Below are 25,615 nucleotides of genomic sequence, written 5' to 3'. Positions count from 1 at the left end.
GCCGGTACGGGGTGCGAGCCCCGAGACGCGGCACGAAAGGGGACGGCGGTGCAGCCGGACGGCGCGGAACCGGACGATGACGAGGAACGGCCCGCGGACGGTCCGGATCTGTGGCACCTGGCCGGCCTGCCGGGCGGGCTTCTCCAGGCCAGCTACCTGACCAGCAGGTTCGCGACGCAGTACCGCCTGATCGTGGACGTGCTGCTCGCCGAGCAGGAGCACACCCTCACCGGAGTCGCGGCCGCCGACCTGCCCGACCTGCTACATCGCCGCCTGCGCGCGTGGGGTGCCGATCCCGGGCTGCTCGACGATCCGGCGTTCAAGCTGAAGGATCGGATGAGCCGCCTCGAACGGTGGGGTGTGGTCTACCGGTTCCAGGACAAAGCGGTCCGCGACGCGGAGTTCGTTCTGGACCGGGACCGGTACCAGCTGACGGAGACTGTCGCCGAGCTGCACCGGGCGATCACCTCTCTCGGTGACGACACCGCGGCCGCGGCCGCCGCCACCCTGGCCCCCGGCATCCTGACGGCCAACCTGGCACTGCTTCGCGACACCGCTGGGGCGGACCCGGCCGCGGCGGCAGCCGCCTGGTCGGTGATTGCGACGACCCACCAGGCGATGGTGCGGGCCGCCGCGGGCTGGCAGGCCCGGCTCGCGGGTGCGCTCGCCGGCGCACCGACGCAGGAAAAGATCACCACCGTGCAGGAGACGCTGCGCCGGTACGTCGACATGTGGGGCGCCGGCATCGATACGCAGTCGGAGGCGATCACCACCCTCGCCGCGGGACTCACGACACTGCCGGCGCCGGTGTGGCGGCGCATCGCGGTACACACGCTCGGGGCCAACGCGGACGAGCCGGCCATCGACACGCTCGTCGACACTCACCTGCGTACGCTGCATACGTTGCGCCGCTGGTTCGACGGGCCCCACTGCCAGGCCCGCAAACTGCGCCGGCAGATGCGCGACACCATCGGGCCGTTGCTGCGCGGGCAGCGGACCCTCGCTGCGGTCGGCGGGCACGTGTCCCGGCGCGCCGACCTTGTCGACCTGGCCACTCGCCTGGCTTCCGCCCCGGACGACGACACCGCGTGGCATCTGTGGTGCGCCGCGACCGGCCTGTTCTCCGCGCGGCACCTGCCCGGCGCCGGAAACCCGCCGGCCGGGAACCCCGGCGCGGTGTCGTTCTGGGACGCCGAGCCCGTACCGGTGGAAGCCCGCCTGCGTAAGCAGGGTCCGAAAGCAACGACCGGGACGGCCGCCCGGATCTCCGACCGGACCGGCGCGAAACGCGCCGCCCGGGACCGGGCCGCGCAGGCCGCCGCGCAGGCCGCGATCACCGAGGCGGCGATCCTCGCCCGCTCCGGGCAGCGGCTGTCGCAGTGGCACGACCTGAACGCCGCCGAGCTGCAGATGCTGCTCGTCCTGCTCGGCGCGGTGGCCGCCGCGCATCCCGACCGCGACGGCCGGCGTTCGGCGACCACCGGTGACGCCCGCTGGCGCCTGCGGACCGAACCACCGGAGCGCGGGGCACCGGCCGCGGTCGTGCACACCCCGGACGGCCGTCTCGTGCACCCCGACATCGTCCTGCACATCTCTCCTGCGGCGAGCCGCCCGTGAACACGTCCGCGTCCGCCCGTGAGGCACAGCAGGCGTTCCTCGGACTGCTCGCCCAACCCCTGCTCACCCCGGCCACGAACCGGGTCCTGCACCGGCACGTCCTGCGCCATCAGCGACAGATCACGGACCACGCCCGCCGGGCCGGGTACCGGATCCAGCGGATCGGCCGGGCCGTACGCCTGATCCGGGTGCCGGTCGCCGGTACGGTCACCGCCCCGTCCCGCCCCGCGGACGCACCCGGCCGGCGTCTGCTCTCGCTGGTCTGCTGCCTCGCCGCCTGCTGCGAGGACGTCGCCGGGACCGTGACGTTGCAACGGTTGTCCGACATGGTGCGGGACCTGACCTGCGCGCCCGGCGTCACTGTCGCCGGTTACGACCCGGAGCAGAAACCGCAGCGCAGGCTGCTGCGCGACGCGGCTGCCCTGCTCGCCGGGTGGGGGGTGCTGCGCCGGCGTACCGACGACGACAAGATGCTCTCCGACTGGACCGAGGACGGCGCCGGGCCGGGCGCCGGCTACGAGGTCGACCGGGACGCCCTGCTGCTGATGACCAGTCCCGACGTGCTGGCCGCTGCCCTGCACACGGCGGACACCGACGCCGAGCACCTCGACGCCACCCGTACGGTCCGCCAGGTGCGTGCCCTGCTGGAGACTCCCGCGGTCGTCTACACCGACCTGGCCGAACCGGACGCGGACGCGCTGCGCAAGGCCCGTGGGCTGCGTACCGCCGACCTGGCGCAGATGACCGGCGGCACGGTCGAGGCCCGGGCCGAGGGGCTCGTGCTGGTGCTGCCGGACGACCCGGACCGCCCGCCGACCGTGGCCGACTGGCCGCGCGCCCGGGCCGCCGACTGGGTGGCGCTGCTGATGGCCGACCTCGCCGGGCGGCACGGCACCCGTACCCCGGCCGGCCCGGTGCTGCTCACCGACGACCAGGTCAACGAGGTCGTCGAGGATCTCGTCGGCTGGCGCGGCGAGTACATGTCCAAGGATCAGAAGACCGTGCCCGGCACGGTCCGCGCGGACGCGGAATCGATCCTCACCGAGCTCGGCCTGCTGCGCGTCGGCGCGGACCGGTCCTGGACGTTGTCCCCGGTCGCCGGCCGCTACCGCGACCCCGATGTCACCCTCATCGACCCGACGGAGCCGACCCGATGACCCGCACCGATCTGGCCGCCCCGAGCCCGGCCGCCACCGACGCGCAGCTCGCGACGTGGCGGGACGCGGTGACCACGGCCGGGCTGCCGGACCCGACCCGCACCCGCTGGCAGGTGCTGCGCGCCGGGGCGGTCGGCCTGTGGGAGTTCGATGTGGCCGAGTACTGGTTCGCGGACGGCCGCGCGCAGTTCGTGGGGCAGAACCAGTCCGGCAAGTCGACGCTGATGGCGCTGACGACGCTGATCATGCTGTCGGGCAGCCTCGACCGCAAGTACGTCGACACGTTCGGCCAGTCCGACAAGGAGTACCGCTACTACGTCGAGCCGGTCGCCGACGACCGGGACCGGCGCGACGCGTCCGCGTCGACGAACCGCGGCTGGGCGTGGGTCGAGTACGGCCGGATCAGCCCGCTCGGCACGCCGGAATTCTTCACCACGCTGCTGTACACGCAGGCGAAACGCGGGGTACCGCAGATGACCCGGGCGTGGGTGGTCTGCCACGGCACCGCCCGGGTCCGCGCCGGCCTCGAACTGGCCGCCGGTCAGGCCGTCACCGAGCCGAAGGACGTCGAGGCGGTCGACGGGGTGACCGTGTACGCGAAGGGGCGCCCGTACGCGGACCGGCTCGCCACCGACCTGTTCGGCTTCGACGACACCGAACGGTTCGCGACCGTGATCGAGATGCTGAAGGTGCTGCGTACGCCGCATCTCGGTCAGAAGCTGGACCCGGACTGGTTCACGTCCCAGATCCGCTCGGCGCTGCCGCCGGTCGCGAAGAACGAGGTGGCCGAGCTGGCCGAGGGCTGGCAGCAGCTGGAACAGCTCGCCCGGGACCGGGATTCGGCGGACGAGGCCCGCAAGGCGATCACCGCGTACCTGAGCCGGGCGTGGCGGCCGTGGGCGGACGCGGTGCTGCGCCTGCACGCCGACACGCTGATCGCCGCGGACGCCGCCGTCGACCGGGCCCGCGCCGACGTCGGCACCGCGAAGCGGACACTCGACGGCGCTCGGGAACGCCTCGACCGGGAGGCGCGCAACACCCGCGATCTGGAGGAGGCGCTCGACCGGACCCGCAACGAGCTAATGCAGTTGCTGCGGTCGTCGGCGTACACGAATGCGTTGGGGCGGGCCGACGACGCACGGCGGCTGCGCGCCGCCGCGAACGCCGCGCAGGCCCGCGCGGAGAAGAACGCCGAGCGTCTGGCCCAGGCCCGGGCCGGGCTCGACACGGCCGTGTCCGAATGCGAGCTGGCCGAGGGCGACCTGGACAGCGCCGAGCGGGAACGCGGCGACGCCGCCCGCCGCGCGGTCGAGACGGCGATGGCGGCCGGGCTCGGCGACCAGGTGCCGCGGTGGGCGGAGTCCGGTGACGTCGACCGGTTCGACGCCGCGATCGCCGCGCGCCGCGCGCAGCTGGCCACGCTGCGGAAACTGATCCGTACGGCCGCGAAGGCGGCAGCGGCCTGGCACACGTCCGACGACCTGGCACACCGCGCGCAGCAGCAGTTCGACGAACGGGCCGGGGCGGCGACCGCCACCGAGCAGACGCTCGCCCACGCACAGCAGGTCCTGTCCGACGACCTGGAACGCTGGGCGGTCACGCTCGGCGACACGTGCCCGCCGGTCGAGACCCGGGACGCGTGGATCGCGGCCGTCGCCGCCCAGGCAGCGGCGCCCCGGCCGCGGGAGATCCTGACCGGACTGCTGACCCGGGAATGGCTCGACCCCACAAGGGAACCGCTCACCACCCGCGCGGCCGAACTGCGCGCGGACGCCAAGACCACCGCCGACCGGGCCGACGCCGCCGACCGCGACGCCGACCTGCTCGAACACGCCGGCGACCCGAAGCCCGAGCCGCCGGTGCGGTGGACGCGCCGGGACCGGCCGTCGGCCCCGTCCGGTGACGGCGCCCCGTTGTGGCGGCTGGTCGATCCGGTCGACGGCCTCGATCCGACGATCCTCGACCGCGTGGAGGCGGCCCTGGCAGCCGCGGGCCTGCTGGACGCATGGGTCACCCCCGACGGCGGCTGGGCACCGGATCGCGACGGCGACGACCTGGTCGTCGTCGCAGGCACCGGCCCGGCCGCCGCGGGCACGCTCGCGCAGGTGCTGCAACCGGCCGAGGACGCGGGCGGTCTGGCCGGCGCGGTGGTCCGCATGCTCGCCGGGATCGGCTGGACCGCCGACGGCGCGCTGACCTCGCCGACCTGCCTGGCCGCCGACGGACGCTGGCAGACCCCGACGGCGGCCGGCCGGGCCGGGGCCGCCGCGCACGGCGCAGAGCTGATCGGTACGGCCGCCCGCACCGCGGCCCGCCGCCGCCGGATCGCCCGCCTTCGTGCGCAGGCGGCGGAGTTGCGCGCCGAACGTGACCGGCTGACCGGTGCCGCGGAGCAGGCCACCGCCCAGGCGGTGGGTCTGCGCGCCGCGGCCGGCCGGGCTCCCACGGACGCCGACGTGGTCGCGGCCGGGCTCGCCCACACGACGGCTGCCGCCGAGGCCGACAGGGCCGCGAGCGCGTGCCGGGACGCGCGCGACCGCGAACGGGACGCGTGCCGCCTGTCGGACTCGGCGGCCGGGGACGTCACCCGGCATGCCGCCGACAGCGTCCTTCCGGCCGGCGAGGAACACCTCGACACGGTCGCCGGGGCGCTCGACGACGCCGCGGCCGCCGCCGGCGGTCTCCGTCTCGCACTGCGCGGGCAGCAGGCCGCCGCCGCGGCCGTCACCGCCGCCGCCGGCCGGGCGGCAGCCGAACAGATCCGGGTACGCGACGCCTCCTGCGCCGCCGAGGACGAGGCGCGAGCGGCGCGTACCGAGGATGAGAACGCGACGCTGGCCGAGCAGTCCGTGGACGCCGACACGCAGGAACTGTTCAGCCGGGCGGAGCGCCTGGAACGCCGGGTCGAGGAGTTCGGGCCGTCGATCTCGGCAAGCAAACGGGAAGGTCTCGTACGGTCGGAAGCGGCCGGCGAAGCCGGCTCGGTCTGGCAGCAGCGCTGCGACGACCTGGCCGCCGCCGTCGAACGCCGCGACGGCGCCGCCACCGCGTGGTGGGTGCCGGTCGACGCCGGCCTGGCCGACGCTCGCAACCTGCCCGCCCCGGACGGCCGGGACCTGGACGCGGCACTCGCGCACGCGGGCACCGCCGCGGATCAGCTGCGGCCGCCGATGTGGCCCGACCGGCTCGACGAGAAGGCGCGGCGGGCGGAGGTGGCCGTGTCGCGGCTGCTCGGCGGCGCCCTGGTGGAGCTGCGTGCCGTTCTGGAAACCTCCGGCGGACGGTCGGTGGTCACGACGGAGGCCGACGAGCAGCATCCGTTGCCGTCGGTCACCCTGATCGTGGACGCATCCGGCGCCCAGCTCGACCCGGCCGACGCGGTCCGGCATCTGCAGACGCTGGTCGAGGAGCTGTCGCGTACGCATGACGAGAAGCTGCACCGGATGTACACGGAGCTGCTGTCATCGACGTTCATCGACCATCTCGCGGATCGGATGAAGAAGGTCATCCGGCTGCTCGACGTCGTCAACGACGTACTCCGCAAGCATCCGACCGGGGCGAACAGGACCACCTTGCGGCTGCGGCGGGTTCCGGCCGAAGGGCAGGGGGCCGGATTCGCCATTCTGAAGGCGTTGCAGGAAGGATCGATCGAGTCCGACAGCGCGCAGCAGCAGATCCAGTTGTTCCTCGGCGCGCGGCTGCGCGAGGCGCAGGACGCCGGCCTGGTCGGCACCGAGGACTGGACCGACCGCCTCGCCGACCTGCTCGACTACCGGGCCTGGTTCGACGTCGTCGCCCAGTACAAGGTCGGTGACGGTGACGAGGAAACCCGGTGGAAGGACCTGACGAAGAAGGTCCACGGCGTCGACTCCGGCGGCGGGAAGGTCGTCACCCTCCTGCAGCCGTTGCTGGCGACGCTGGTCGCGCTGTACTCCGAGTCGCCGAACGCGCCACGGCCGTTGTGGCTTGACGAGGCGTTCGAAGGTGTCGACCCGGGCAACCGGGCCACGATGATGCGGATGCTCACCGATTTCGACCTGGACTTCCTGCTCGCCGGGCCGGCGCCGCTGGTCGCGGTGGCTCAGGTGCCCGCGGCCGCGGTGTGGGTCGTCACCCGGGCCCCGGCACCCGTCGCCGGCGTGGATCTGTCCCTGATGCTGTGGGCCGGCAAGGACTTGGCGCAGATCCCGGTCGGTGACTACGCGACCCGCGTCCTGACACCACGCCGGCCCGCCGACGACGATGCGGGCCCGGACCTGTTCAGCGCGGGTCTCGCGGCAGGCGACGGCCGGTGACGGCCTCCCGACGATCGCTCATCCGGGACCCGGAGCCGTCCGATCCACCGCGGCCAGCGCATTCCGTGATCCTCGTGCGCCCTCTGGCTGTTCGGTCGTTCACCGGGGCCACCGGACGTGATGAGCTACGAGCATGATCCGCACCTTGGTACGAGCATGGCTCACCGTCGGCCGCCTGGAGTACGGGGTGCTGCTCGCCGGCGGTCTGCTCGGTCTGGTGGCGAAGCATGCCGGCGCAAGCAAATGGATCGTCGCCGCCGCCTTCGTGGGCATGGTTCTCGGCGTCCGCTGGGCGCGCAACCGTGGCTTGTTGGCTCGTCTCGTATCCCGTTGGATGAGTTCGCCACAGCCTGACCACCGGCGATGAGGCCACGTCCCCTCGGGGGCTTCGCCACGCACGGTGACGCCCACCGGGCCCGCCCTGCGCCGGATCCGTTTCGACGACCCTGAGCTCACTCGTGTGCGACACCGTTGTGACGAGCCAAGTGTCGAAATATCCCCGACATTGCCCATGAAAGGCTCGGTACGTCCGGATTTGGACGCAACCGCAAATGCCGGCCGCCGAACAGCCGGGAATGGACATTGCAGACGCCGGCGACGGAACAGGTCTTCGGCATGAGGGCGTCAGGCCGCGGGCGTGCGTGAGCCTCCCGAGGAGGCGACCAGCGCGTCGGCGACCAGCGCGGCATCCGCATCGGCCAGGTCCGCGGGGTACTCCGGCAGCAGGTCGTCCCAGACCAGCAGCCACGACCCGTACAGCTGGGCCTGGCCTTCGGGCCTGGCAAAGAACCACATGTGCAGGTGAGCGGCGCCGTCGCCGAAGCGGTACATGTGGGCTCGGGAAACGTACGGCACCGCCTGCATGTGCCGCACGATGCGGGTACTCAGCAGGCCGAGCTCGGCGGCCATCTCGTCCGGCAGATCGGCCAGGTCGTAGTGATCGCGTGGGTAGAGCATCAGGATCAGCGGCACCCCGGCGCCGGAGATCCGGTCCAGCCGCCAGCGCTCGTTGAACCAGATGCCCTTGTCCCGGTCGCCGCAGATGCTGCACTTCGCCGGATCGTCGCCGTGCCGTGGCGGCTCGGGCGCCACCGGCGGGCGCAGCGGCGTGACACGGAGTCCTTCCTGCTCGAACGGACTGATCTCCCAGCCCGTCATCCGAGACAGGGGAAGGCGGTGCTCGCTGTCCGCGGCCGCGAGCGCACGCCGGTAGAACTCGTCTGGAGTCAATGCCATGGCCGAAGAGTAGTCGGCGCCGGCTCCGGCGAACGGGGGCGGCCGGGCGACGAGCAGTCCGTCCCGCCACGTCGAATTGATCAGCGGGGGCACACGGCCGGGACGGCCACCGGTATTCTCCCGCGCGTGCGTGCCAGCCGTCTCGTCCTCACGATGCTTTCCGTGTTCGCCCTCGCCGGGTGCGGTGGTACTGCCGCCACGGCGGAGAACCCGGCGCCGTCCTCGGTCGCGTCGGCGCCACCGGTCATCGCATCCGACCCCGCCGGCCGCTCGGCGCCAACACCGGCTCACCCCGCACCGCCGTCCCGCTCCCCCTCGACAGCGCCATCCGCGGCGGCCGCCACCACCATCGACGCCCGCATGGCCACGGCGCGGGCCCTCATCGCCAAGAAGCCCGGCACGATCGGCCTCGTGGTGCGAGACAGGGTGACCGGCACGGTCTGGCGGGCCGGCAACACCACCCAGCTCAACTGGACCGCCTCGACGATCAAGCTGGCCCTCTCGTCGGCGATCCTCGAACGTGCACACGCCGGCCAGGTCACGCTCACCGCCACCGACAAGAAGTACATGCGGCTGTCCCTGGTCAACTCGGACAACGACGCGACCACTGCGCTGTGGAACACGTTCCACGGCGCCGACATGCTGACCCGATTCCGCGATACGTACGGGATGTCCACGCTCGGCGTCGTTCCCGGCAACACCGTCTTCTGGCGCAACCTGCACTGCTCGACGCAGGACCTCGCGAACCTGATGTCGTATGTCCTCGACCGGATGGACGCCACCGATCGCGCCTACCTGGTCACCACGCTGCGCGAAGTGGCGCCATTCCAGCACTGGGGGGTGTGGGGCGCCGGCACGTCGATGCACCCCGGCAACAAGAACGGCTGGGCCCAGAAGCCGGACGACGGCATCACCCACTGGGTGACCCACAGCGTCGGTTTCGCCGGCGACCACGAACGCTACGTCGTCGCCGTCACCTACCGCCTGACCGCCTCCGGCACGCTCCCTCAGGGCGCGCACACCGTGAGCGATCTCGTCGCCACCGTCTTCGGCGCGACCACCCCGGCGGCCATCTCCTTCCCCACCTGAAACCACCGTTTCGTACGCGAACACACCCGGCCATGACACCCGGTGCGCGGACGGCGACGTCGGATCAGCGGTCCGGGCGCGGTCCACGTATCTTGTCGGCGTGAAAACGCTATCCGTCACAGCACCCGAGGGCACCCCGTGGAACGTTCGCGTGGTGTGGGCGCCGCGCTGGCGGGCTCTCGCGCGACGCTTCGGCGGCTGGCGCGCCAAGCGCACCGGCCGCGCGGGCGACGTGGTCGACGGTGCCCTTCAGGTCGGCGGCGACATCCCGACGTCCGGCGGCGGCGGGGGTGGCGGCCTCGACCTGGGCGACGAGATCGCGGCTGTCGTATTCATCCTCATCGCGTTCGTTGTGGGGGTTGCGCTGTTCTGGTGGGTCTTGCTGCCGCTGCTGCTGGTGATGCTCGACGTCGTGGCCGTGCTCATCCTCCTGACGGTGTCGATCGTGGCGCGCGTACTGTTCCGCCGCCCGTGGACCGTCGAAGCGAGCGCACCCGGCCACGACCGGCTCACCGACCACGTGGTCGGCTGGCGGGCGGCCCTGCGCCGGCGTGACGAGATCGCCGATTCCCTGCGCCGAGGGCTGCGACCCGAGGCTGCGCCCGATCCCCTCCGGCACTGACCGGGGGCAACGTGGCGCCCGCCCGCTGATCAGAGGCACCATGACACCCATGTCCCTGCCTGCGCCCACGCTGCAGACCGCTCGCCTGCGACTGCGTCCCTTCACCGACGCGGACGCGAACGCCCTCTTCGCGCTGCACAGCAGCGCCTACGTGCTGCGCTACTGGGACGCGCCGCCCTGGAGCGAACGTGCGCGCGCCGAGCGGTTCATCACGGCGTGCCGGCAGATGGCAGAGGAAGGCACCGGAACGCGGCTCGCCGTGGACCGTGTTTCCGACGGGGTGTTCATCGGCTGGTGCAGTCTGACCCGGTGGAACCCGGCTACCGGAGCGCGTCGATGGGCTACTGCTTCGACGATGCGGCCTGGGGCCACGGCTACGCGACGGAGGCCGCGCGCTCCTTGCTGCAGTGGGCCTTCGACACACTGAACCTGAATCGGGTTCAGGCCGAGACCGATACGCGCAACGCGGCATCCGCCCGCGTCCTGGAGAAGCTCGGATTCCTGCGTGAAGGCACATTGCGAGAAGACTGCGTCGTGAACGACGAGGTCTCGGACTCATGGGTGTACGGGCTGATCAGGCGAGACTGGCGGCCGCCCGCCGAGCCGGTTCCGGACCACTGAACCCGGCTTCACCCCGAAGGTCTGCCCGAGGCGCCGCAGATCAGACACCTGGTCAACGAAGTGCCGGGGCGGCGATGGCAGTCACGAGCAGGTCGGCAAGGTCACGGGGTGCCGTGAAGTTGGCGACGTGACCGTGACCCGGCAAGACGACCAGCTCGGCGCCGGGAATCACCGACGCGACGGCACGGGCCGGGGTACCGAACGGCGGACGGTCGCTACGGGCGCCTTGGATGACCGTGGTGGGGACGGTCAGTGTCGCGTAGGGAGACAGGTCGAACCCGGTCAACTCGTCCAGAGCGGCCAGCTCGACGCAGGAGCTCGCCGCGAGGCCGAGGCGTTCCGACCAGCTGGGAAGTGTGCGCAGCTGAGCGAGCGTGTGGGCGCTGTCGCCCAGCACGTCCAGGTGGATCATGGAAAGTGCGGCGTCGAGGTCGCCCCGATCCAGCGCTGTGCGGATGCGGTGCAGGGCCCGGCCGGTGACCGGCTTGTCGAGTGGGAGCGGCGGTTCGTAGAGCGCCAACGCACCGAGATCCGTCCGTGCTGTGCTGGCCAGCAGCGACACCACTGCACCGTAGCTGTGTCCGATCAGGACCGTTCCGGGCCCGGTGCCGTCCAGGAGCGCGCACAGGTCCGCGACCTCGACCATCAGGTCGTAGTCGGGCCCGAAGTCGGCGCTCGTGGCTCGCCCCCGGCGGTGTGGCGTGAGGACGCGACGACCGGTGCGCTCCGCGATGCGCGCAGCGACATCGAGCCAGTCCCGCCCTGTGTTGAGTGTTCCGTGCAGGATCACCACGGGCGCTTCGGTGCTCGGCGCGGCCGGGACGGTTTCGAGATACTGGATGATGGCGCCGTTGTGGCCGCGCACCACACCTTCCGAGGGGATCACACCGTTCACCGTAGTCAGGCCGCTCGATCTGTGCGCGGCCGGTCCCTGTCGCGCAACATGGTCGGTATGGGCGGCCGGACATGATGAAGCAGCCTCGGCCATGACGCGCAGTGAGTTGCCCCGCGACGTCGCCGAACTCCGCCAGCACCCCGGCGGTGCCGTACAGGCCGACGGCGAGGATGGCGTTCACAGCGATCCGACCCGGATGAGCGACTTGACTGCACGCCGCTGGTCCATGGCGGCATACGCGTCGGCGACGTGCGCGAGGTCGGTGTCGTAGTCGAAGACACGGCCGGGGTCGATGGTGCCGGCGAGAACGTCGTCGAGCAGGTCCGGGATGTAGATCCGGGCGGGTGCGGGGCCGCCACGCCACCCGACGTTGCGGAAGAACGTCGTGGCGAACGGCACCTGTCCGTGCGGCACCCCGACGATCCCGACGGTGGACCCGGGCCGGGCGACGGCGAACGCGGTCTCGATGGCCTGATCAGTGCCGACGCACTCGAGGGCCGCATCCACGCCTACGCCGTCGGTCAGCGACAGCACTGCCTCGTTGGCGTCCTGTCCGCGGGCCTCGACGATGTCGGTCGCGCCGAACTCACGCGCCAGCCGCTGACGCTGGGGGTGGCGGCTGAGCGCGATGATCCGCTCGGCGCCGAGCCGGTGCGCGGCGAGCACCGCGCACAGCCCCACGGCGCCGTCGCCGACCACGGCGACCGTGTCGCCCTTGCTGACCCCGGCGCTGAGGGCCGCGTGGTGGCCGGTCGACATGACGTCGGAGAGGGCGAGCAGTGACCGCAACGTTCCGTCGGTGTGCCCGGCGCCCGGGACCGGGACCAGGGTGCCGGCGGCCAGCGGAACCCGCACCGCCTCACCCTGGCCACCGTCGAACGTGCCGTTGCCGAAGCTTCCGCCCTGCACACAGCTGATCGTCGAGCCGTTTCGGCAGTGCGCGCACGACATGTCGCTGAAGATGAACGGGGCCACGACCAGATCACCCGGCGCCAGGGTGTCGATGCCGCCGCCGATTTCCTCGACGACGCCGATGAACTCGTGGCCGATCGACCCGACCGCGTGCGGGCTCTCGCCCCGGAAATACCACAAATCCGAACCGCACACGCAGGCCAGCACCACGCGCACGATTGCGTCCGTCTGCGCCTGGATGACCGGATCCGGGCGCTCGCCGACCTCGACCGCGCCGGGCCCTCGGAAGATGGCTGCTCTCATGATCTTCGACTCCTCCTCGCGGACCCTCTCCGCACCGACTCGCCCGCCTGGTGGGCCGTCGCCGGGTGGCGGCAACCTCCAGGTAAGCCCGATACGGCCCCGGTCAGGCGGTGGCTGGTGTTCCAGGGGCTGCCAGCCCCCGTCTCCATGGCTGCCCCACGCCGCAGCGTCGAAACAGGGAACAACCGGCGCAGTTCCTTTCCACCCGCCGCGCCCGGCTCGAGCCGGAGCAGGCCGGGCTGCCCACCCACGGCGGCAACCGCCGGGTGCCCGGGCTGCGCCGCGAGGCGGACGCCGGCCACGCGTTGCTGCGCACCGGTTCGCGTACTGCTCTGCGCTGATGGGACTGCTCAGACCAGCTCGCCGCGCTTGCGGTGCAGGTAGGCGAGCTCGGCGGAGTTCTGCGTGGCGGCGATCGCGGCGTTGTACGCCTGTTTCGCCTCGGGGCTGCGGCCGAGTCTGCGGAGCAGGTCGGCGCGGGTGGCGTGCCATGCGTGGTAGCCCGTCAGGGGCAGCCTGTCGACGAGGGCGAGGGCGACGTCCGGGCCATCCAGTTCCGCGACCGCGACCGCGCGGTTGAGCGCGACGATCGGCGACGGGTCGAGCCGGGTCAGCTGGTCGTACAGCGCGACGACCTGTGACCAGTCCGTTGCCTGCGCCGAGAGGGCGTCGGTGTGGACGGCGTTGATCGCGGCGAGTATCTGGTAGCGGCCGGGCCGGTTGATCGCGAGACATTCGCGGACCAGGTGGTGACCCTCGTCGATCAACGCGCGGTTCCAGCCGGCGCGGTCCTGTTCATCGAGCGGAACGAGCTGCCCATTGCGTACGCGGGACTCGCGCCGGGCCTCGGTGAGCACCAGCAGCCCGAGCAGGCCGGACACCTCCGGCTCATCGGGGAGCAGCCGGCGCAGGATCCGCGTCAGCCGGATTGCCTCGCCGGTGAGCTCGGCGCGTACCGGGTCACCGTCGCCGGTGGCGAGGTAGCCCTCGTTGAAGACCAGGAACAGCACCGCCAGCACGTCGGCGAGCCGTCCGGGCAGATCGGCGGCCTCGGGCACCCGGTAGGGCACCTTCGCTGCCGCGATCTTGTTCTTCGCGCGGGTGATCCGCTGCGCCATCGTGGTCTCGGGTACGAGGAACGCGTGCGCGATCTCGGGCACGGTCAGGCCGCCCAGCAGCCGCAGGGTCAGTGCGATCCGCGCCTGCGGCGCCAGCGCCGGGTGGCAGCAGGTGAACAGCAGCCGCAACCGGTCATCCTCGACCGGCCCGGTGGGCTCGTGCGGTGTGTCGTCGAAGGTCATGAGGGCCGCCTGATGCTTGGCGTCGCGCTGCTTCTCGCGGCGGATCCGGTCGATCGCACGGTTGCCCGCGGTGGTGGTGAGCCAGCCGCCGGGATTGGCCGGCACGCCGGTCTCCGGCCACCTCTCCAGCGCGGCCACCAGCGCCTCGCCCGCCGCCTCCTCGGCGATGTCGATGTCGCCGAAGCGGCGTACGAGCGAGGCGATCAGGCGGCCGTACTCCTCGCGGAAGACCCGCTCCACGGCCGCCGTTTCTGGTTGCATCGATCAGTCCGGTCAGCCGACTCAGGCGAGGCCGTCGAACGGACGCACCTCGACCTTGCCCCGACATGCCTTGGATCCCTCGGCCGCGAGCCGGAGCGCCACGTCGAGATCGGGTGCGTCGATGACCCAGAAACCGCCGATGATCTCCTTCGTCTCGAGGTAGGGGCCGTCGGTCATCTCCGGCGTCGCGCCCTGGCCGTCCACGACTGTCGCCGTCGACGCCGGCGCGAGCCCACCGGCGAAGACCCAGTAGCCCTCGGCCTGCAGCCTGTCGTTGAAGGCGCCGGTCGCGGCGAACGCCTCCTCCATCTCCTCCTTGGAGCCGTAGTTGCCGAACTCGTCCCGCTCGGCGGGTCCGTGCACGCTCAACAGGTAGTGCGTCACCGCAGTCCTCCTCAGTTCCGGCAGTCCCGACGACCGCCTTCCACACCACCACGAACGACACCGCGCCGATACGACAACCCGCCGCAGAAATCTTTTCGGTCGGGTTCCATTCGCTGACGCGATGGGCTTCGCCCGCGTCACGGCCGGGACCGCGCCCGACCCGTCCCGGCGCTGCGCCGCCGGGCATCAACCCGGCAGAACATTTCTTCCCCCGACCTGTCGAATCCGTGGCTGCTCGTTCGTCGCGTAGGTGTGAGCGGGCCGCACCGGGCGGCACGCCGAGGCAAAGGAGCCGGCCATGTCCACCACCCAGGCACCCACCCACGTCACCCCCAGCGCGCCGGTCCCGGCCACCGAGCGGCAGTCACTCTGGAAGCACGGCCTCGCGGCGGCCGTTGTCGCCTCAGCCGCAACGACCTGCCTCGCGGCGGTCGCGTCGACCGCCGGGATCTCCTTCGCCGACAGCACCGGCGCGAGCATCCCCATCGCCGGGTTCGCGCAGCTGACGCTGGTGTTCTCGCTCGTCGGCGTCGCCATCGCCGCCGTCATGGCCCGCACGGCACGCCGGCCGCGGCGCACGTTCATCCGGACAACGATCGCCCTGACAGTGCTGTCCTTCATTCCGGACCTCACGTTCGGGTTCGACCCCGGCTCCGCGGCAACCCTGATCGCGCTGCACACCGTCGCCGCAGCGATCGTGGTGCCCACCGTCGCGGGGCGTCTCGCCCGCACCCGCTGACCCGGCTCGAATCGCGCACATCGTGGCGCGAGCGGCCCGCGCTGCCCCAACCAGGATCGCTGATCACCGGCCAGAGCTTCGCACCCGCGCTCAGGTTGCCTGCGCACCTCGATCGACCGCCTTGGCGGTACGGCTGGCGGAACAGCCCCTGTGCATCTGCGTCTCGTAACGGGATTCGGCTTCTGGCGTGTGGACCCACGAGATGACCACTTCATCGATGTCGTCGCTTGGTCCTTGCCCCGTGCCAAGGTTGAGGTCCCACTCCTGCACCGACGCGCCGCAATCGGCGAGGCCCATGATGCGCACGGGTGAGTGGGGATTCTGTTGCGACAACCACTCCTGGAGTTCCGCCACGATCATGAGTGAGATGGTACGTGCGCCGCATGTGCTCGCCGAGGTCGAACGGGCCGCTGTGGACGCCGTCGCCGAGAGGCTATACGGATAGTTGGCTGTACGCATGGCTGTATGGCGAGGAATGAGAAAGCCCAGGCGTGGTGACCTTGCGTTGCCTGCGCGTGCCCCCGTTCTGGCGGCGCTGATCGTGCCGCAGGTTGGGGTCATGCGGGAGTCGAGGACGAACGCCGCTCGTCGTTGCCTCGTCGTGGGCTTCCCTCGATGGTCAGGCGTATCCGTGCCCATTGGATGCCGCCTCGATCATGAGCTGCGTCGTTACGATCAGTTATGTGGGCACGACCTCTGGACGGTTTCGCTGGCGGACGAGGTTTCGCCGAAATCTTCCCTGGTTCCTGATCAACCTCGGTATAGCGGGTAAGGGCAAGTCGGACTGTGGTCGGCACGAGTGGTACAACGCCGGTGCTGGGGTGGAGCACTGCTATCACTGCGTAGTAGGGGAACGGCCGTACGATCCGGCGCATTTCCGGACCGCACCCCATGGCCGTCTCAAGTCCGGCTCATAGATCTTCTGGCAAGATTGCCGGATGCTGCGACTCACCGATTTCATCATCGACTGCCCAGAGACGATGAAGCTGGCGGCCTTCTACTCCGAGGTGACGGGTCGCCCGGTCAAGGAGGGCAGCGACGAGAACTGGGCCGGTATCCAGTTCGGCGAGATCGAGCTGGCCTTCATCCGGGTGGAGAGCTACCGTGCCCCGCGGTGGCCCGACGGCGAGCATCCCAAGCAGTTCCACCTCGACTTTGAAGTCGACGACATCGAGGCCGAACAGGGCCGCGTTCTAGCCCTCGGTGCCACCCTGCAGCAGGACTCCATCGGCCCGGACGGTTACGGCTGGCGCGTTTACACCGACCCAATTGGTCACCCCTTCTGCTTGTGCCGCAACAAGGGTGTTGTCTGGACGGACCAAGGTCTCATCTGGCCCAAGAGCGACTAGTAGGACTTTGTTAGGTCGTTTCGGTGTGTCGCTTGTAGCCGGTCGGTGATGATGCTTGGCTGCGCTGCGTGGACGAGCGTGGGCTGGCGCGGGTGCGGGAGCAGCTTCAGGAGTTCGCCGCTGGGGTGTTCGCGGGGTTGACGCGGGTGGATCAGCGGGAGACGGGTGTGCGATATCTGCGCGGGTTGATGCTGGATGGGCAGCGTAAGTCGATGCAGCCGATGGCTGCCCGTCTCGGGGTGGATCATCAGCAGTTGCAGCAGTTCCTGACCTCCTCGACGTGGGACGTGGTCGGTGTGCGACGGCGGGTCGCGACGGCGGCGGTCGGCCTGATCACGCCGCGGGTGTGGGTGGTCGACGACACCGGCTTCGCCAAGGATGGCCCTGCGTCAGCGTGTGTGGCCCGGCAGTACTCCGGAACCCTCGGCAAGGTCGGCAACTGCCAGATCGCGGTCAGCGTGCACGCGGCGACCGACGTGGGATCGGCGGTGCTGGACTGGCGGTTGTTCGTCCCGGAGTCCTGGGACGAGACCTGCGTACCCGACCAGCACGGGAAAGTCGCGAACGGTCACGCCCGCCGGCTGCGCCGTCAGCCGAACACCCTGGACCGGGCCGGAAAGAAGAAGCCGCACCTGCGCAAGGAGGTGCCACGCGAGGAACGGATCGCACAGATCCTGCGTCGCAGGGCGGCGGCGAAGATCCCTGACGGTGAACGCTACCGGCCGAAATGGCTGATGGCCCTGGAGATGATCGACGAACTGGCCGACTGGGGCCTGCGGCCGCCGCTGGTGACCGCCGATGCCGGCTACGGTCAGGTCGCCGAGTTCCGGCAGGGCCTGAGCGACCGTGGCATCGGCTGGATCGTGGCGACGACCTCGAGCACCACCGCCCAGCCCGGTCACGCCGAACCGGCCGAGGTTGCCTACGCCGGAGTCGGCAAGTATCCCACCCCGCGATATCCGCATCCGGCCCGCAGTATCAGAGACCTCGCCCTGGACCACGGCGCTGAGCACGCCACGCTCGTGCACTGGCGCGAACGGCTACCCCCACCCGACAGTACTGGCGACCAGAGCACCGGCACCCTGTCCGGGCACTTCTTCGCCCTGCGGATCCGCCTTGCTGGCAGAGCCGTCCGCGAAGGCCTGCCCCCACACGGTGGCGGCGTCCTGCCCGACTGCTGGCTGCTCGTGCAGTGGCCGCCCGGCCTCGACGAACCTACCGACTACTGGCTGTCCGACCTGCCCACCGACACCGCCCTAGCCGACCTGGTCCACCTCGCGAAAAGCCGCTGGCGCATCGAACACGACTACCGCGAACTCAAAACCGGCCTCGGCCTCGACCACTTCGAAGGCCGTTCCTGGATCGGCTGGCACCGCCACGTCACCCTCGCCACCGCCGCCCAACTGTTCCTCACGCAGCTGCGGCTGACCGACCCAAAAGCAACCCGGCAGCCCTGAGCCTCTACGCCGTCCTACGGCACCTGCAATACCAACTCGGCACCTGGCTCGGGTTCTGCCCACACTGCCACCAACCAGTCCCGACCTAACAAAGTCCTACTAGCGCGTCAGCCACCCCTCTTCTCCTCCGTCGACCCACCCCCGGGGTGCGGGCCACCGCCGGGGCCGCCATGACGTACGGACCGCAACGGCCCCGGTCACGCTGGCGGCCCCCGGCGGCGGTATGCGCGGCATGCCTGGGCCGATGGAGGGCGGATGGCTCTCCTGCCATCCCAGAATCCCGAGCGCTCCCGCCGGAGGCACATTTGCCGGGAGAAGTGCGTCGTTCGCGATAGGGGAATCCGCGACGCCACCTTCAGGATTTGCAATCGTCGCTCCAATCACCCTGTCGAGTCAGGACATCATCTGACTGGGCCGGCAGCACAGTCGGGCTCGGCCTGACCGCGGGGGGGGGACGCCGGAAGCCCCGAGCGGTGTTGAGTACAGGTACCTAGTGAGGACGAGTAGCGCGACGAGTGCTCGTCACTGCGGCGGGTGGGAGTCTTCGGGTGAAGATCAGCAGAAGCGAGGTGTGTCGTCGTGTCTCCCAGAAGTGAATCCACGCAAGGCCCATCGACGATGGGCAGCCGAGTGTCGAACGCCGTCATCATCGCCGGGGTCGCAGGCGCGGCGGCCCTCGGTGTGCTGCTGGGTGGGATCGTGGGCGCAAACATCGGAGGGAACTGGTACACGTCGTTCAGCTTTGCTGGGCAGCGTGGGTACGAGGCGACCGGCTTGATCGGCGCCGTGGTGGGTGGCGTCGCGCTCAGCATCGTCGGCGCGTGGCTGGCGCTGAGGCGTCGACGCACACCTTATGGGGTGTCAACGGCACCGGAGCGCCATGCCCGCTCGAATTCGGCGCCCGTGATCTCGAAGTCACCCCAGTCCTCGTCTGAGTCATAGAGGCTTGCCTGGCCGAGACCCCCCGTAGCGGTCGTCGCCATATTCTGGGCCATAGCGGAGAACGCGACCTGCGTCGTACACCTCGACCTGACGAACGGGCCAGCCGTCATCGTCGACCTCGAAGAGCCAGATCGAGTGGCCCCAGTCGTCGAACTCATCGCCCCGAGTCTCGTCCCAACGACGGCGGTAGAAGCGGTTCGGCACGGCGGAAGAGTATCGCTGCACGGGTCGTCATCCAGCGGCGTACCGCGCGATGCGTAACGGTCGCAGGCCGAGATTTGATCAGCCCTCGTGGGACGACTCGAATGCCGGCTCGCTGGTCCAAGGCTCATCCAGCCCGGTCCGGGAGGCGCTCCCGCCGGGCGAGAGGTCGAGGACGTCGAGCAGCGTCGGATCGTGTTCCACGGCATGGTAGAGATGACTGAGCTTGGCCTTCGCGGAATCGGCGTCGCTCGCACCGATCAGTTGCCAGAGTCCGTCATCGGCATCGTGGCAGACGTACAGAATCGGCTCTGTCCGTGCGAAGACCTCGCCGGTCTGGATGCTGGTGGTGCCCAGCAGCCAGTGCTTCATCCAACGTGCGCGGCGGTCGCGTTCCATCACGCGGTCCACTACCCACCAGATGAACGGCAGGTCCTCGTGCGCGCGGGCCTCGACCGCGGTCAGGTCGGGGCCACCTTCGGGTACCCGCTCGAACGGCTCGTCGACGAGCGTGCAGGCGTAGCTGCCCTCGTTGTTGAAGATGATCGCGTGGAAGCTGGCGCCGCCCGGATTTCCGGCACCTATCCCCACAGTGATCCGGGCGACATGGTGCTCCGACTCGGTCGTCCAGCCGAACGCGAACGACGCGAGCTCACCGCACGGCCCGACGAACTCGCCGAAGGCACGCCGCTCCACGCCCTGCCCGAACCGCGTCTCGGCCAGCCGACCCTCGATCACCCGCAAATCCACGCGGCCAAACTACAGCAGGACCGGCGACAGGCTCCGAGACATGGAATTCACGACCGAGTTGGGCCTGACCCGCTATGACGGACAACGCTGACCTTCACCCGATGAGTTTGACCCCGCGTGATCCCTGCCTCCGCGCCGGCCTAGGCGAACACCCACGCCTTGAACCCTGCCTTGACCTTGCCGTCCGCGCGTAACTCGACCGCGAACTCCATCTCGATCGGTCCCGAGCGGCTCGAGCAGACCACTGACCTACCTCAGGCAAAACCAGCGCGATACCACACGGGGTCCGACGTGTACGCGCACACCGTCGCCGCCATGACGTCGCCGAGGAGATACTCGCCGCGGTCCGGGCCGCCCCAGGAGGCGATCTCCACGATGACCCGCGCCGTCCCGTCAGCGAGCACGCTGCAGTATGCCCGGCTCATCGCCGAGTAGGGATATACCAGGAACTGCGTACCGGCCTCGTGGCCGTGCAGGTGGTCCCCAGGACCTCCCTCGCCCACCTCACGCGATCGGCGAAGGGGGGCCAGCAGCAGCTCGCCGCTGAGGGCGAGGGCGAGGTCGAGGCGATGGTCGCCGCCGTCGGTCAGCGGCCAGGCCCGATCGCCGGTGACCCGGTAGCGCGGGCCGTCACCTGCGGGCGGCTTGCCGATTGCCCGGTCCAGAAAGCGCGCAACCCGACCGGGCGGGCGGCGGTGTCGGACCAACGGCAGCGGTACCGCCCCGAGGGACTCCAGCGTCTCGACCAGCTGCTTCATGGCCGGCGCAACGGCTGCGGACGCTTCCGACTCGGCTCTCCCCATGCGGCGAGCATAGATGCGCCGAGCAGTTCGTCAGCCGGGCGGCCTTTGGCGTCGGACTGGATCGGGTAGTCGCCGAACGCGCGGTGGCGGCGGACTCGATCACGGACATGATGGTGCTGCTCCTCCGCGCAGGAGTAGCAGGTACGACCGTCGGCTCGCGCTGTTGAGCGCGCTGTCGCTCACCAGAATGCCGCTCCCTGTCGGGGCGTATCAATATCTATAGATCACGCACGGATCACGCAAACGTCCACACGGGGACAGAGAAAGGCTCTCATCCGGCACGATGCCCAGTGGGACTCTGGCGCGTCGGTTGACAGCGCGGCCGCCGGCAGATCCGATGGCTTCGTGAAGGCCATCGTCTACACCCGCTATGGAGGGCCGGACGTCCTGCATCTGGCGGAGGTGCCGGCGCCGGACGCGGGCGACCGGCAGGTCCTGATCAAGGTGCGGGCGGCCGAGGCGACCAAGTCCGACTGCGAGCTCAGGAGCTTCCGCTACGCCGTGAGATGGCTCTGGTTGCCGCTGCGGATCGTGTTCGGCGTCCGCCGGCCGAGGCGTCGCGTCCTGGGCGGCTACTTCGCCGGTGAGGTCGTGTCTGTGGGCGAGCGGGTCACCTCCTTTGCCCCGGGCGATCAGGTGTACGGTTCCGCCGGCCTGCGTCTGGGCGCGTACGGCGAGTACATCGTCGTTCCCGAGGACGCCGCCATCGCGCCGAAGCCACGGAACATGACGTTCGCCGAGGCCGCCGCTGTCCCGCTCGGTGGGCTCAACGCCCTGCATTTCGTGCAGCGCGCGAGCATCAAGCCCGGGGAGCAGGTGCTGATCAACGGGGCCGGCGGCAGCATCGGCGCTCACGCCATCCAGCTCGCCCACTCGATGGGCGCACGGGTCACCGCGGTCGACCATGGGATCAAGGAAGACCTCGTCCGGCGCCTCGGGGCAGGCGAGTTCATCGACTACACCATCGACGATGTCACGGCCACCGGCCGCACGTTCGACGTCATCTTCGACATGGTCCCCGGGAGCCCGTACCGCCGTCTCATCGGCATGCTGCAACCGGGCGGGCGTTATCTCAACGGGAACCCCCGCCTCTCGGTGCTCGCCCGTTCGGCGCTGACCACCCGGCTCACCGACAAGACCGTCACCGTGGCGTTCGCCCCGGAGACGAAACAGGCCCTGGCAACGATCACCGAGATGATCGAAGCCCAGAAGATCCAATCAATTGTCGACCGGACCTACCCGATGTCGCAGGCGGTCGCCGCCCATCGCCGGGTCGAAACCGAGCAGCGGCTGGGCGCGGTCGTGATCATCATCGGCGAACCGGACGAGCCGGCCGGACGCTGATGGGTTCAGGCGTAAGGCCGATCTCAAGTTGCCCATCCGCCCGAGTCGGTGCGCCACCGAGGCATGTCTGCAGGTCCGAACGCATAGGTTGGCGCTCATGATGGACTGGCCATGGAAGGTTCGGCAGTACTGTTATTTCTGGCTCGCCAGCGAGGCGGTGACAGCCGAACAGATCACGGAACGTCTCGGGCTTGGACCGGACCGAACTGCGGTCATGGGAAGCCGACGGACGTCGCCGGGCGTGGTCCCTGCCGCTCATCGGTGGGAGATCCGCTGTGAGACGCACGGACCAATCGACGAACAAGCGTCCACCGTCCTTGCTCGCATCGCGCCCGCAGCGGATCAGGTGCGGGCCCTCGTTGACGGTGGCGACGTCGAGGCTGGCCTCATGATGGTTCGCCGGTTCGACGATCCGGACGGCGGGCACCACGCGATGGGCTGGTGGCTGACCCGTGAGCAGATCCAGCTACTCGCGCGGATGGGCGCGAGCGTCGAATCAGACGAGTACGCGGGAGACTCCACAGCGCACTCGAGCCGGTGACCGCACTCATCGGCCACCGACCGAGCGCCACGGTGATTAGCGGGACGCCAGAGCCAGGACGTCCGGTCGTGCCGAGATCAGTCACGCCGCGTCCGCTCATGCCGTCAGGCATTGCGCGGCGTACCCCCAGTCGTGGCTCCTCGCACCCTTCGGGCAGTGAAGCTGCCGCACTACCTGCTTTGTGCGCGCCGCTACTCGTTCTTTCGGTGCAGCGCGACCAGCGGGATCCGGCGGGCCGTCTTGGTCTGGTAGTCGGCGAAGCCGGGCATCGCCGCGACCACCCGGGCCCAGGTCTGCTCGTAGTCGTCGCCAGTGATCTCGGCCGCGCTGACCTCGACCGTATCCGAGCCGATCTCGATCGTCGTGTCCGGGTTGGCCCGCACGTTGAAGAACCAGTCCGGATTCTGCGGGGCGCCTGCCTTGGAGGCCACGATCACCAGACGGTCGCCGTCGTCGTAGTAGGCCAGCGGGTTGACCCGGACGGTGCCGGTGCGGGCGCCGGTGTGGTGCAACAGCAGCAGCGCGTCCCCGAACTGGGCCACCCCCTTGCCGCCTTGGGCGCGGAACTGCTCGATGATCGCCGTATTCCAGTCACTCACCCGAATAACCTATCCGGGTGATCGCCCCGGGAGCGGATCTTCCGCGTAATTTTCCCATGACTCGGGCCGGACTCGCCGCCCATGCGGCGCCGGCGGATGCGTCGGCCGGCCCGGATGGTCGCACTGCGTTGCCGACAGCGTCGTCAGGAGCGCACAGACGCAGCCGATGTGAGTGCATGCCAAGGCATCCGCTCGCAAGGGTGATGGTGAAATCGTCAATGCCGCGGGTCTCATTGAGGGGGCATCCGCCAACCGAGCTCCACGGCGAAGTCTTGGGGCGGGGGAGCCTCCGACCGCCGGTCGTGGCCGGGGTGACCATGTTGGATCATGCTGTCCTCGGTGGCACACTCACGGCTTCACTGCGCGAGTGGTCTGCGCGGTCCGGCGGTCAATCAGGGTCTGCAGAGCCAAGTAGCGAGCGCGTGATGTTCTGTGCCTCGTCAAGCATTTCCTGGGCGGCGTCAGTGAGGTCGTTGTCAGTGGCGTCCCGCCCGGCCTCGGCGGCGATCAGCACGGCGCGGCGTACCAGTTCCTTGATGAAGGAGGCGGTCATGCCCTCCGCTTGGGACGCGACCTCGTCCAGCACAGTGGGCGAGAAAGCGATACTACGGGCGTAGCGAGCCAGCAGCAGGCGGCGGGCGCTCTGGTCAGGCAGCGGCACCTCGACCGCCAGATCGACCCGACCGGGGCGCTGGGCCAAGGCGGGTTCCAGTACATCGACCCGGTTCGTGGTCAGCAGGAACGCCACGTCGGCGTCGTCGCTGAGCCCGTCGAGTGCCTCCAGCACCTCGAAGAGCAGCGGCTGGGCGCCTGGGCTGAAATCCCGGTTCTCCGCCACCAGGTCGCAGTCCTCAAGCACTACCAGCGCCGGTTGCAGGGCGCGGGCCATCCGGGCGGCCTCAGAGACGAACTGGATCGACGGGCCGGACAGCAGCACCACGGTCAGGTCGGGCAGCGAGCCGAGCAGGTAGCGCACGGTGTGCGTCTTTCCGGTACCGGGCGGGCCATAGAGCAGCAAACCGCGCTTGAGATGCTGACCGGCCGCGCGCAACCGGTCACGGTGTCGCGCCACACCGGCGACGTGTCGTTGCAGTCGGTCGAGCAGGCCGGAAGGTAGCACGATGTCATCAGGCGCGAGAGTCGGACGCTGGTGAAAGGTGATGCCACCGACGCCCGGCTCGAAGTCCGAACCACCCATGGTCAACACCTGGCCGCGCAGCACTGACCGACGCACCATCAGCTCGTGCACCTCGGCGATCAGCCCCGCCGCAACCCCAGGTGCCGGGCTGAGGATCTCCATCCGTCCGGTCGCGCTGCCATAGCGCGGAGCAGCGGCCCGTTGCAGCACGACAACCGGGCTCTCCGCGTACGAGAACAGGCGCAGGCCGAACGACACCGCCTCGCGGGTGCTCTGCGGGCCGGTCGCGACGCTGGAGTAATCCACCGCGCCGACCGGGAACTGCTGAAACCGGCCGGCCATTTCCAGCAGCTCGCTGAGCGAGTGGTGGTTGCGCTGTTCACCGCCGCCGATACCGAGCAGTTGCGCCCCCTGGTCACGTTCCTGAAGCTCGGCAAGCGCCACATCCAGATCGACGAAACGGTAGGCCGGCACCTCCTCAGTAACCACCGGAATACCCCGCGGGTCCATGCCGAGATGCCGCTCCAGCACTGGAGCGAGGGCACGGTCGTCCTCACCCTGAGCACGCTCCCGATGGTTCGCCACCACCTCGTCGAGAAACGCCTGAAAGGCCGCGATGAAGTCCTGCGTGCGCTGGTCCATGCCGAGAAGTTAGCGAAGATCGCTCTCACTCGGGTCCGATTTCTGCGCCAGATTCTCTCCGTAGGCTCCGGAAACCCTGCCGTCAGCCCTGCGTTCCGACCACCCGACGCGCAGCTTGATCGCCGCGACGTCGGCACTCCCTGGACCGGCGCCCCTAACCCGGTCGCAGCTCGCACGGTGCATCTCCTCACGGACCCTCGATCAGCAGTAGGTTGAACGGCGCGCCGGTATCCGGATCTGCTGCAATACGCGGGTTCGGCGTCACGGCTCGTTGACGCGCTGTAACGGTTGAGGGCGTAGCCCGTCGGCGGTGCGGCGCCAGACCTGACGCCATGCGTCGGGTTGGTAGGGGCCACCCGCAATCGGACCGCGGGCGTCGACACCGCATTCTGGACATGAACGAGGCCGCAACCGCTC

25 protein-coding genes and 1 pseudogene are annotated in these 25,615 nt (G+C 70.1%); 14 read left to right on the top strand and 12 right to left on the bottom strand.

Annotated features, from left to right (window positions below; translation table 11 throughout):
- The first annotated feature begins 48 nt into the window (after positions 1-48).
- The 4 genes from ACMCNK_RS28885 to ACMCNK_RS28870 all read left to right on the top strand — a co-directional run bounded on the left by ACMCNK_RS28885 (position 49) and on the right by ACMCNK_RS28870 (position 7,436).
- The gene (locus tag ACMCNK_RS28885) at positions 49-1,617 is read left to right on the top strand and encodes a DUF2397 domain-containing protein (RefSeq protein ID WP_412739487.1); all 1,569 of its coding nucleotides are present in this window, start codon (positions 49-51) and stop codon (positions 1,615-1,617) included.
- Positions 1,614-2,774 (top strand): TIGR02678 family protein, encoded by a 1,161-nt coding sequence (locus tag ACMCNK_RS28880; protein WP_412739486.1) that lies wholly within the window; start codon positions 1,614-1,616, stop codon positions 2,772-2,774. The genes ACMCNK_RS28885 and ACMCNK_RS28880 overlap by 4 nt, the downstream gene beginning before the upstream one ends.
- The gene (locus tag ACMCNK_RS28875) at positions 2,771-7,069 is read left to right on the top strand and encodes an SbcC/MukB-like Walker B domain-containing protein (RefSeq protein WP_412739485.1); all 4,299 of its coding nucleotides are present in this window, start codon (positions 2,771-2,773) and stop codon (positions 7,067-7,069) included. Before ACMCNK_RS28880 ends, ACMCNK_RS28875 begins: the two co-directional genes overlap by 4 nt.
- 133 nt (positions 7,070-7,202) lie before the next feature.
- Positions 7,203-7,436 (top strand): hypothetical protein, encoded by a 234-nt coding sequence (locus ACMCNK_RS28870; protein WP_412739484.1) that lies wholly within the window; start codon positions 7,203-7,205, stop codon positions 7,434-7,436.
- 257 nt (positions 7,437-7,693) lie between these two features.
- Here ACMCNK_RS28870 and ACMCNK_RS28865 read toward each other — a convergent pair whose 3' ends face one another.
- Entirely contained in the window at positions 7,694-8,305 is a 612-nt protein-coding gene (locus tag ACMCNK_RS28865) for a hypothetical protein (RefSeq protein WP_412739483.1), read from the bottom strand.
- 126 nt (positions 8,306-8,431) lie between these two features.
- On the opposite strand from ACMCNK_RS28865, the gene ACMCNK_RS28860 reads away from it, so the two are divergent.
- The 3 genes and pseudogenes from ACMCNK_RS28860 (at position 8,432) to ACMCNK_RS28850 (ending at position 10,637) form a co-directional block, all read left to right on the top strand.
- Positions 8,432-9,394 (top strand): hypothetical protein, encoded by a 963-nt coding sequence (locus ACMCNK_RS28860; RefSeq protein WP_412739482.1) that lies wholly within the window; start codon positions 8,432-8,434, stop codon positions 9,392-9,394.
- Between the two features lie 100 nt (positions 9,395-9,494).
- Entirely contained in the window at positions 9,495-10,016 is a 522-nt protein-coding gene (locus ACMCNK_RS28855; protein WP_412739481.1) for a hypothetical protein, read from the top strand.
- Positions 10,017-10,056: 40 nt separating this feature from the next.
- Positions 10,057-10,637, top strand: a pseudogene (locus tag ACMCNK_RS28850) (GNAT family N-acetyltransferase).
- Positions 10,638-10,689: 52 nt separating this feature from the next.
- Here the strand turns inward: ACMCNK_RS28850 and ACMCNK_RS28845 are convergent.
- Together ACMCNK_RS28845 and ACMCNK_RS28840 are read right to left on the bottom strand one after the other, a co-directional pair.
- Positions 10,690-11,523 carry an alpha/beta fold hydrolase gene (locus tag ACMCNK_RS28845; protein WP_412739480.1) on the bottom strand — a complete coding sequence of 278 codons (834 nt, stop codon included), beginning with the start codon at positions 11,521-11,523 and terminating at the stop codon, positions 10,690-10,692.
- 186 nt (positions 11,524-11,709) lie between these two features.
- Entirely contained in the window at positions 11,710-12,747 is a 1,038-nt protein-coding gene (locus ACMCNK_RS28840) for a zinc-dependent alcohol dehydrogenase family protein (protein ID WP_412739479.1), read from the bottom strand.
- A 110-nt stretch (positions 12,748-12,857) separates the two neighbouring features.
- Here ACMCNK_RS28840 and ACMCNK_RS28835 point away from each other — a divergent pair, with 110 nt between their 5' ends.
- The gene (locus ACMCNK_RS28835) at positions 12,858-13,088 is read left to right on the top strand and encodes a hypothetical protein (protein ID WP_412739478.1); all 231 of its coding nucleotides are present in this window, start codon (positions 12,858-12,860) and stop codon (positions 13,086-13,088) included.
- Between the two features lie 9 nt (positions 13,089-13,097).
- Here the strand turns inward: ACMCNK_RS28835 and ACMCNK_RS28830 are convergent, their stop codons facing one another.
- Together ACMCNK_RS28830 and ACMCNK_RS28825 are read right to left on the bottom strand one after the other, a co-directional pair.
- A complete protein-coding gene (locus ACMCNK_RS28830; protein ID WP_412739477.1) occupies positions 13,098-14,309 on the bottom strand; it encodes an RNA polymerase sigma factor in 1,212 nt (403 codons plus the stop codon).
- Positions 14,310-14,330: 21 nt separating this feature from the next.
- Positions 14,331-14,693, bottom strand: a complete 363-nt coding sequence (locus ACMCNK_RS28825) for a YciI family protein (protein WP_412739476.1) — start codon at positions 14,691-14,693, stop codon at positions 14,331-14,333.
- A gap of 298 nt (positions 14,694-14,991) precedes the next feature.
- On the opposite strand from ACMCNK_RS28825, the gene ACMCNK_RS28820 reads away from it, so the two are divergent.
- Positions 14,992-15,432 (top strand): DUF6069 family protein, encoded by a 441-nt coding sequence (locus ACMCNK_RS28820; protein ID WP_412739475.1) that lies wholly within the window; start codon positions 14,992-14,994, stop codon positions 15,430-15,432.
- Between the two features lie 90 nt (positions 15,433-15,522).
- On the opposite strand, the gene ACMCNK_RS28815 is transcribed toward ACMCNK_RS28820, so the two are convergent.
- On the bottom strand, positions 15,523-15,792 hold the full coding sequence (locus ACMCNK_RS28815) for a hypothetical protein (RefSeq protein WP_412739474.1): 270 nt from the start codon (positions 15,790-15,792) through the stop codon (positions 15,523-15,525).
- Between the two features lie 578 nt (positions 15,793-16,370).
- Between ACMCNK_RS28815 and ACMCNK_RS28810 the strand changes: the two genes are divergently transcribed.
- The 3 genes from ACMCNK_RS28810 (at position 16,371) to ACMCNK_RS28800 (ending at position 19,180) form a co-directional block, all read left to right on the top strand.
- On the top strand, positions 16,371-16,781 hold the full coding sequence (locus tag ACMCNK_RS28810; protein WP_412739473.1) for a VOC family protein: 411 nt from the start codon (positions 16,371-16,373) through the stop codon (positions 16,779-16,781).
- A gap of 68 nt (positions 16,782-16,849) precedes the next feature.
- Positions 16,850-18,238, top strand: coding sequence for an IS701 family transposase (locus ACMCNK_RS28805; protein ID WP_412738289.1), 1,389 nt, complete (start codon positions 16,850-16,852; stop codon positions 18,236-18,238).
- A 630-nt stretch (positions 18,239-18,868) separates the two neighbouring features.
- Positions 18,869-19,180 (top strand): hypothetical protein, encoded by a 312-nt coding sequence (locus ACMCNK_RS28800; RefSeq protein WP_412739472.1) that lies wholly within the window; start codon positions 18,869-18,871, stop codon positions 19,178-19,180.
- Here the strand turns inward: ACMCNK_RS28800 and ACMCNK_RS28795 are convergent.
- From ACMCNK_RS28795 to ACMCNK_RS28780, 4 genes are all read right to left on the bottom strand, one after another.
- A complete protein-coding gene (locus ACMCNK_RS28795; RefSeq protein WP_412739471.1) occupies positions 19,175-19,384 on the bottom strand; it encodes a hypothetical protein in 210 nt (69 codons plus the stop codon). The two genes, ACMCNK_RS28800 and ACMCNK_RS28795, sit on opposite strands and share 6 nt — an antisense overlap.
- A gap of 78 nt (positions 19,385-19,462) precedes the next feature.
- Positions 19,463-20,131, bottom strand: a complete 669-nt coding sequence (locus ACMCNK_RS28790) for a hypothetical protein (protein ID WP_412739470.1) — start codon at positions 20,129-20,131, stop codon at positions 19,463-19,465.
- A gap of 140 nt (positions 20,132-20,271) precedes the next feature.
- Positions 20,272-20,376, bottom strand: coding sequence for a trypco2 family protein (locus tag ACMCNK_RS28785; RefSeq protein WP_412739469.1), 105 nt, complete (start codon positions 20,374-20,376; stop codon positions 20,272-20,274).
- A 9-nt stretch (positions 20,377-20,385) separates the two neighbouring features.
- Positions 20,386-20,934 (bottom strand): hypothetical protein, encoded by a 549-nt coding sequence (locus tag ACMCNK_RS28780; RefSeq protein WP_412739468.1) that lies wholly within the window; start codon positions 20,932-20,934, stop codon positions 20,386-20,388.
- A gap of 345 nt (positions 20,935-21,279) precedes the next feature.
- Here ACMCNK_RS28780 and ACMCNK_RS28775 point away from each other — a divergent pair, with 345 nt between their 5' ends.
- Both ACMCNK_RS28775 and ACMCNK_RS28770 read left to right on the top strand, forming a co-directional pair.
- Entirely contained in the window at positions 21,280-22,278 is a 999-nt protein-coding gene (locus ACMCNK_RS28775) for an NAD(P)-dependent alcohol dehydrogenase (RefSeq protein WP_412739467.1), read from the top strand.
- A 97-nt stretch (positions 22,279-22,375) separates the two neighbouring features.
- Positions 22,376-22,819 (top strand): DUF4279 domain-containing protein, encoded by a 444-nt coding sequence (locus ACMCNK_RS28770; protein WP_412739466.1) that lies wholly within the window; start codon positions 22,376-22,378, stop codon positions 22,817-22,819.
- 191 nt (positions 22,820-23,010) lie between these two features.
- Here ACMCNK_RS28770 and ACMCNK_RS28765 read toward each other — a convergent pair whose 3' ends face one another.
- Both ACMCNK_RS28765 and ACMCNK_RS28760 read right to left on the bottom strand, forming a co-directional pair.
- On the bottom strand, positions 23,011-23,418 hold the full coding sequence (locus ACMCNK_RS28765) for a nitroreductase family deazaflavin-dependent oxidoreductase (RefSeq protein ID WP_412739465.1): 408 nt from the start codon (positions 23,416-23,418) through the stop codon (positions 23,011-23,013).
- Between the two features lie 388 nt (positions 23,419-23,806).
- The gene (locus tag ACMCNK_RS28760) at positions 23,807-25,198 is read right to left on the bottom strand and encodes an AAA family ATPase (RefSeq protein ID WP_412739464.1); all 1,392 of its coding nucleotides are present in this window, start codon (positions 25,196-25,198) and stop codon (positions 23,807-23,809) included.
- Positions 25,199-25,615: the final 417 nt, after the last annotated feature.

The sequence above is a fragment of the Krasilnikovia sp. MM14-A1259 genome (genome assembly GCF_047159535.1).
Classification (GTDB): Bacteria; Actinomycetota; Actinomycetes; order Mycobacteriales; family Micromonosporaceae; genus Actinoplanes.
This window is presented reverse-complemented; position numbering and strand designations above follow the sequence as displayed.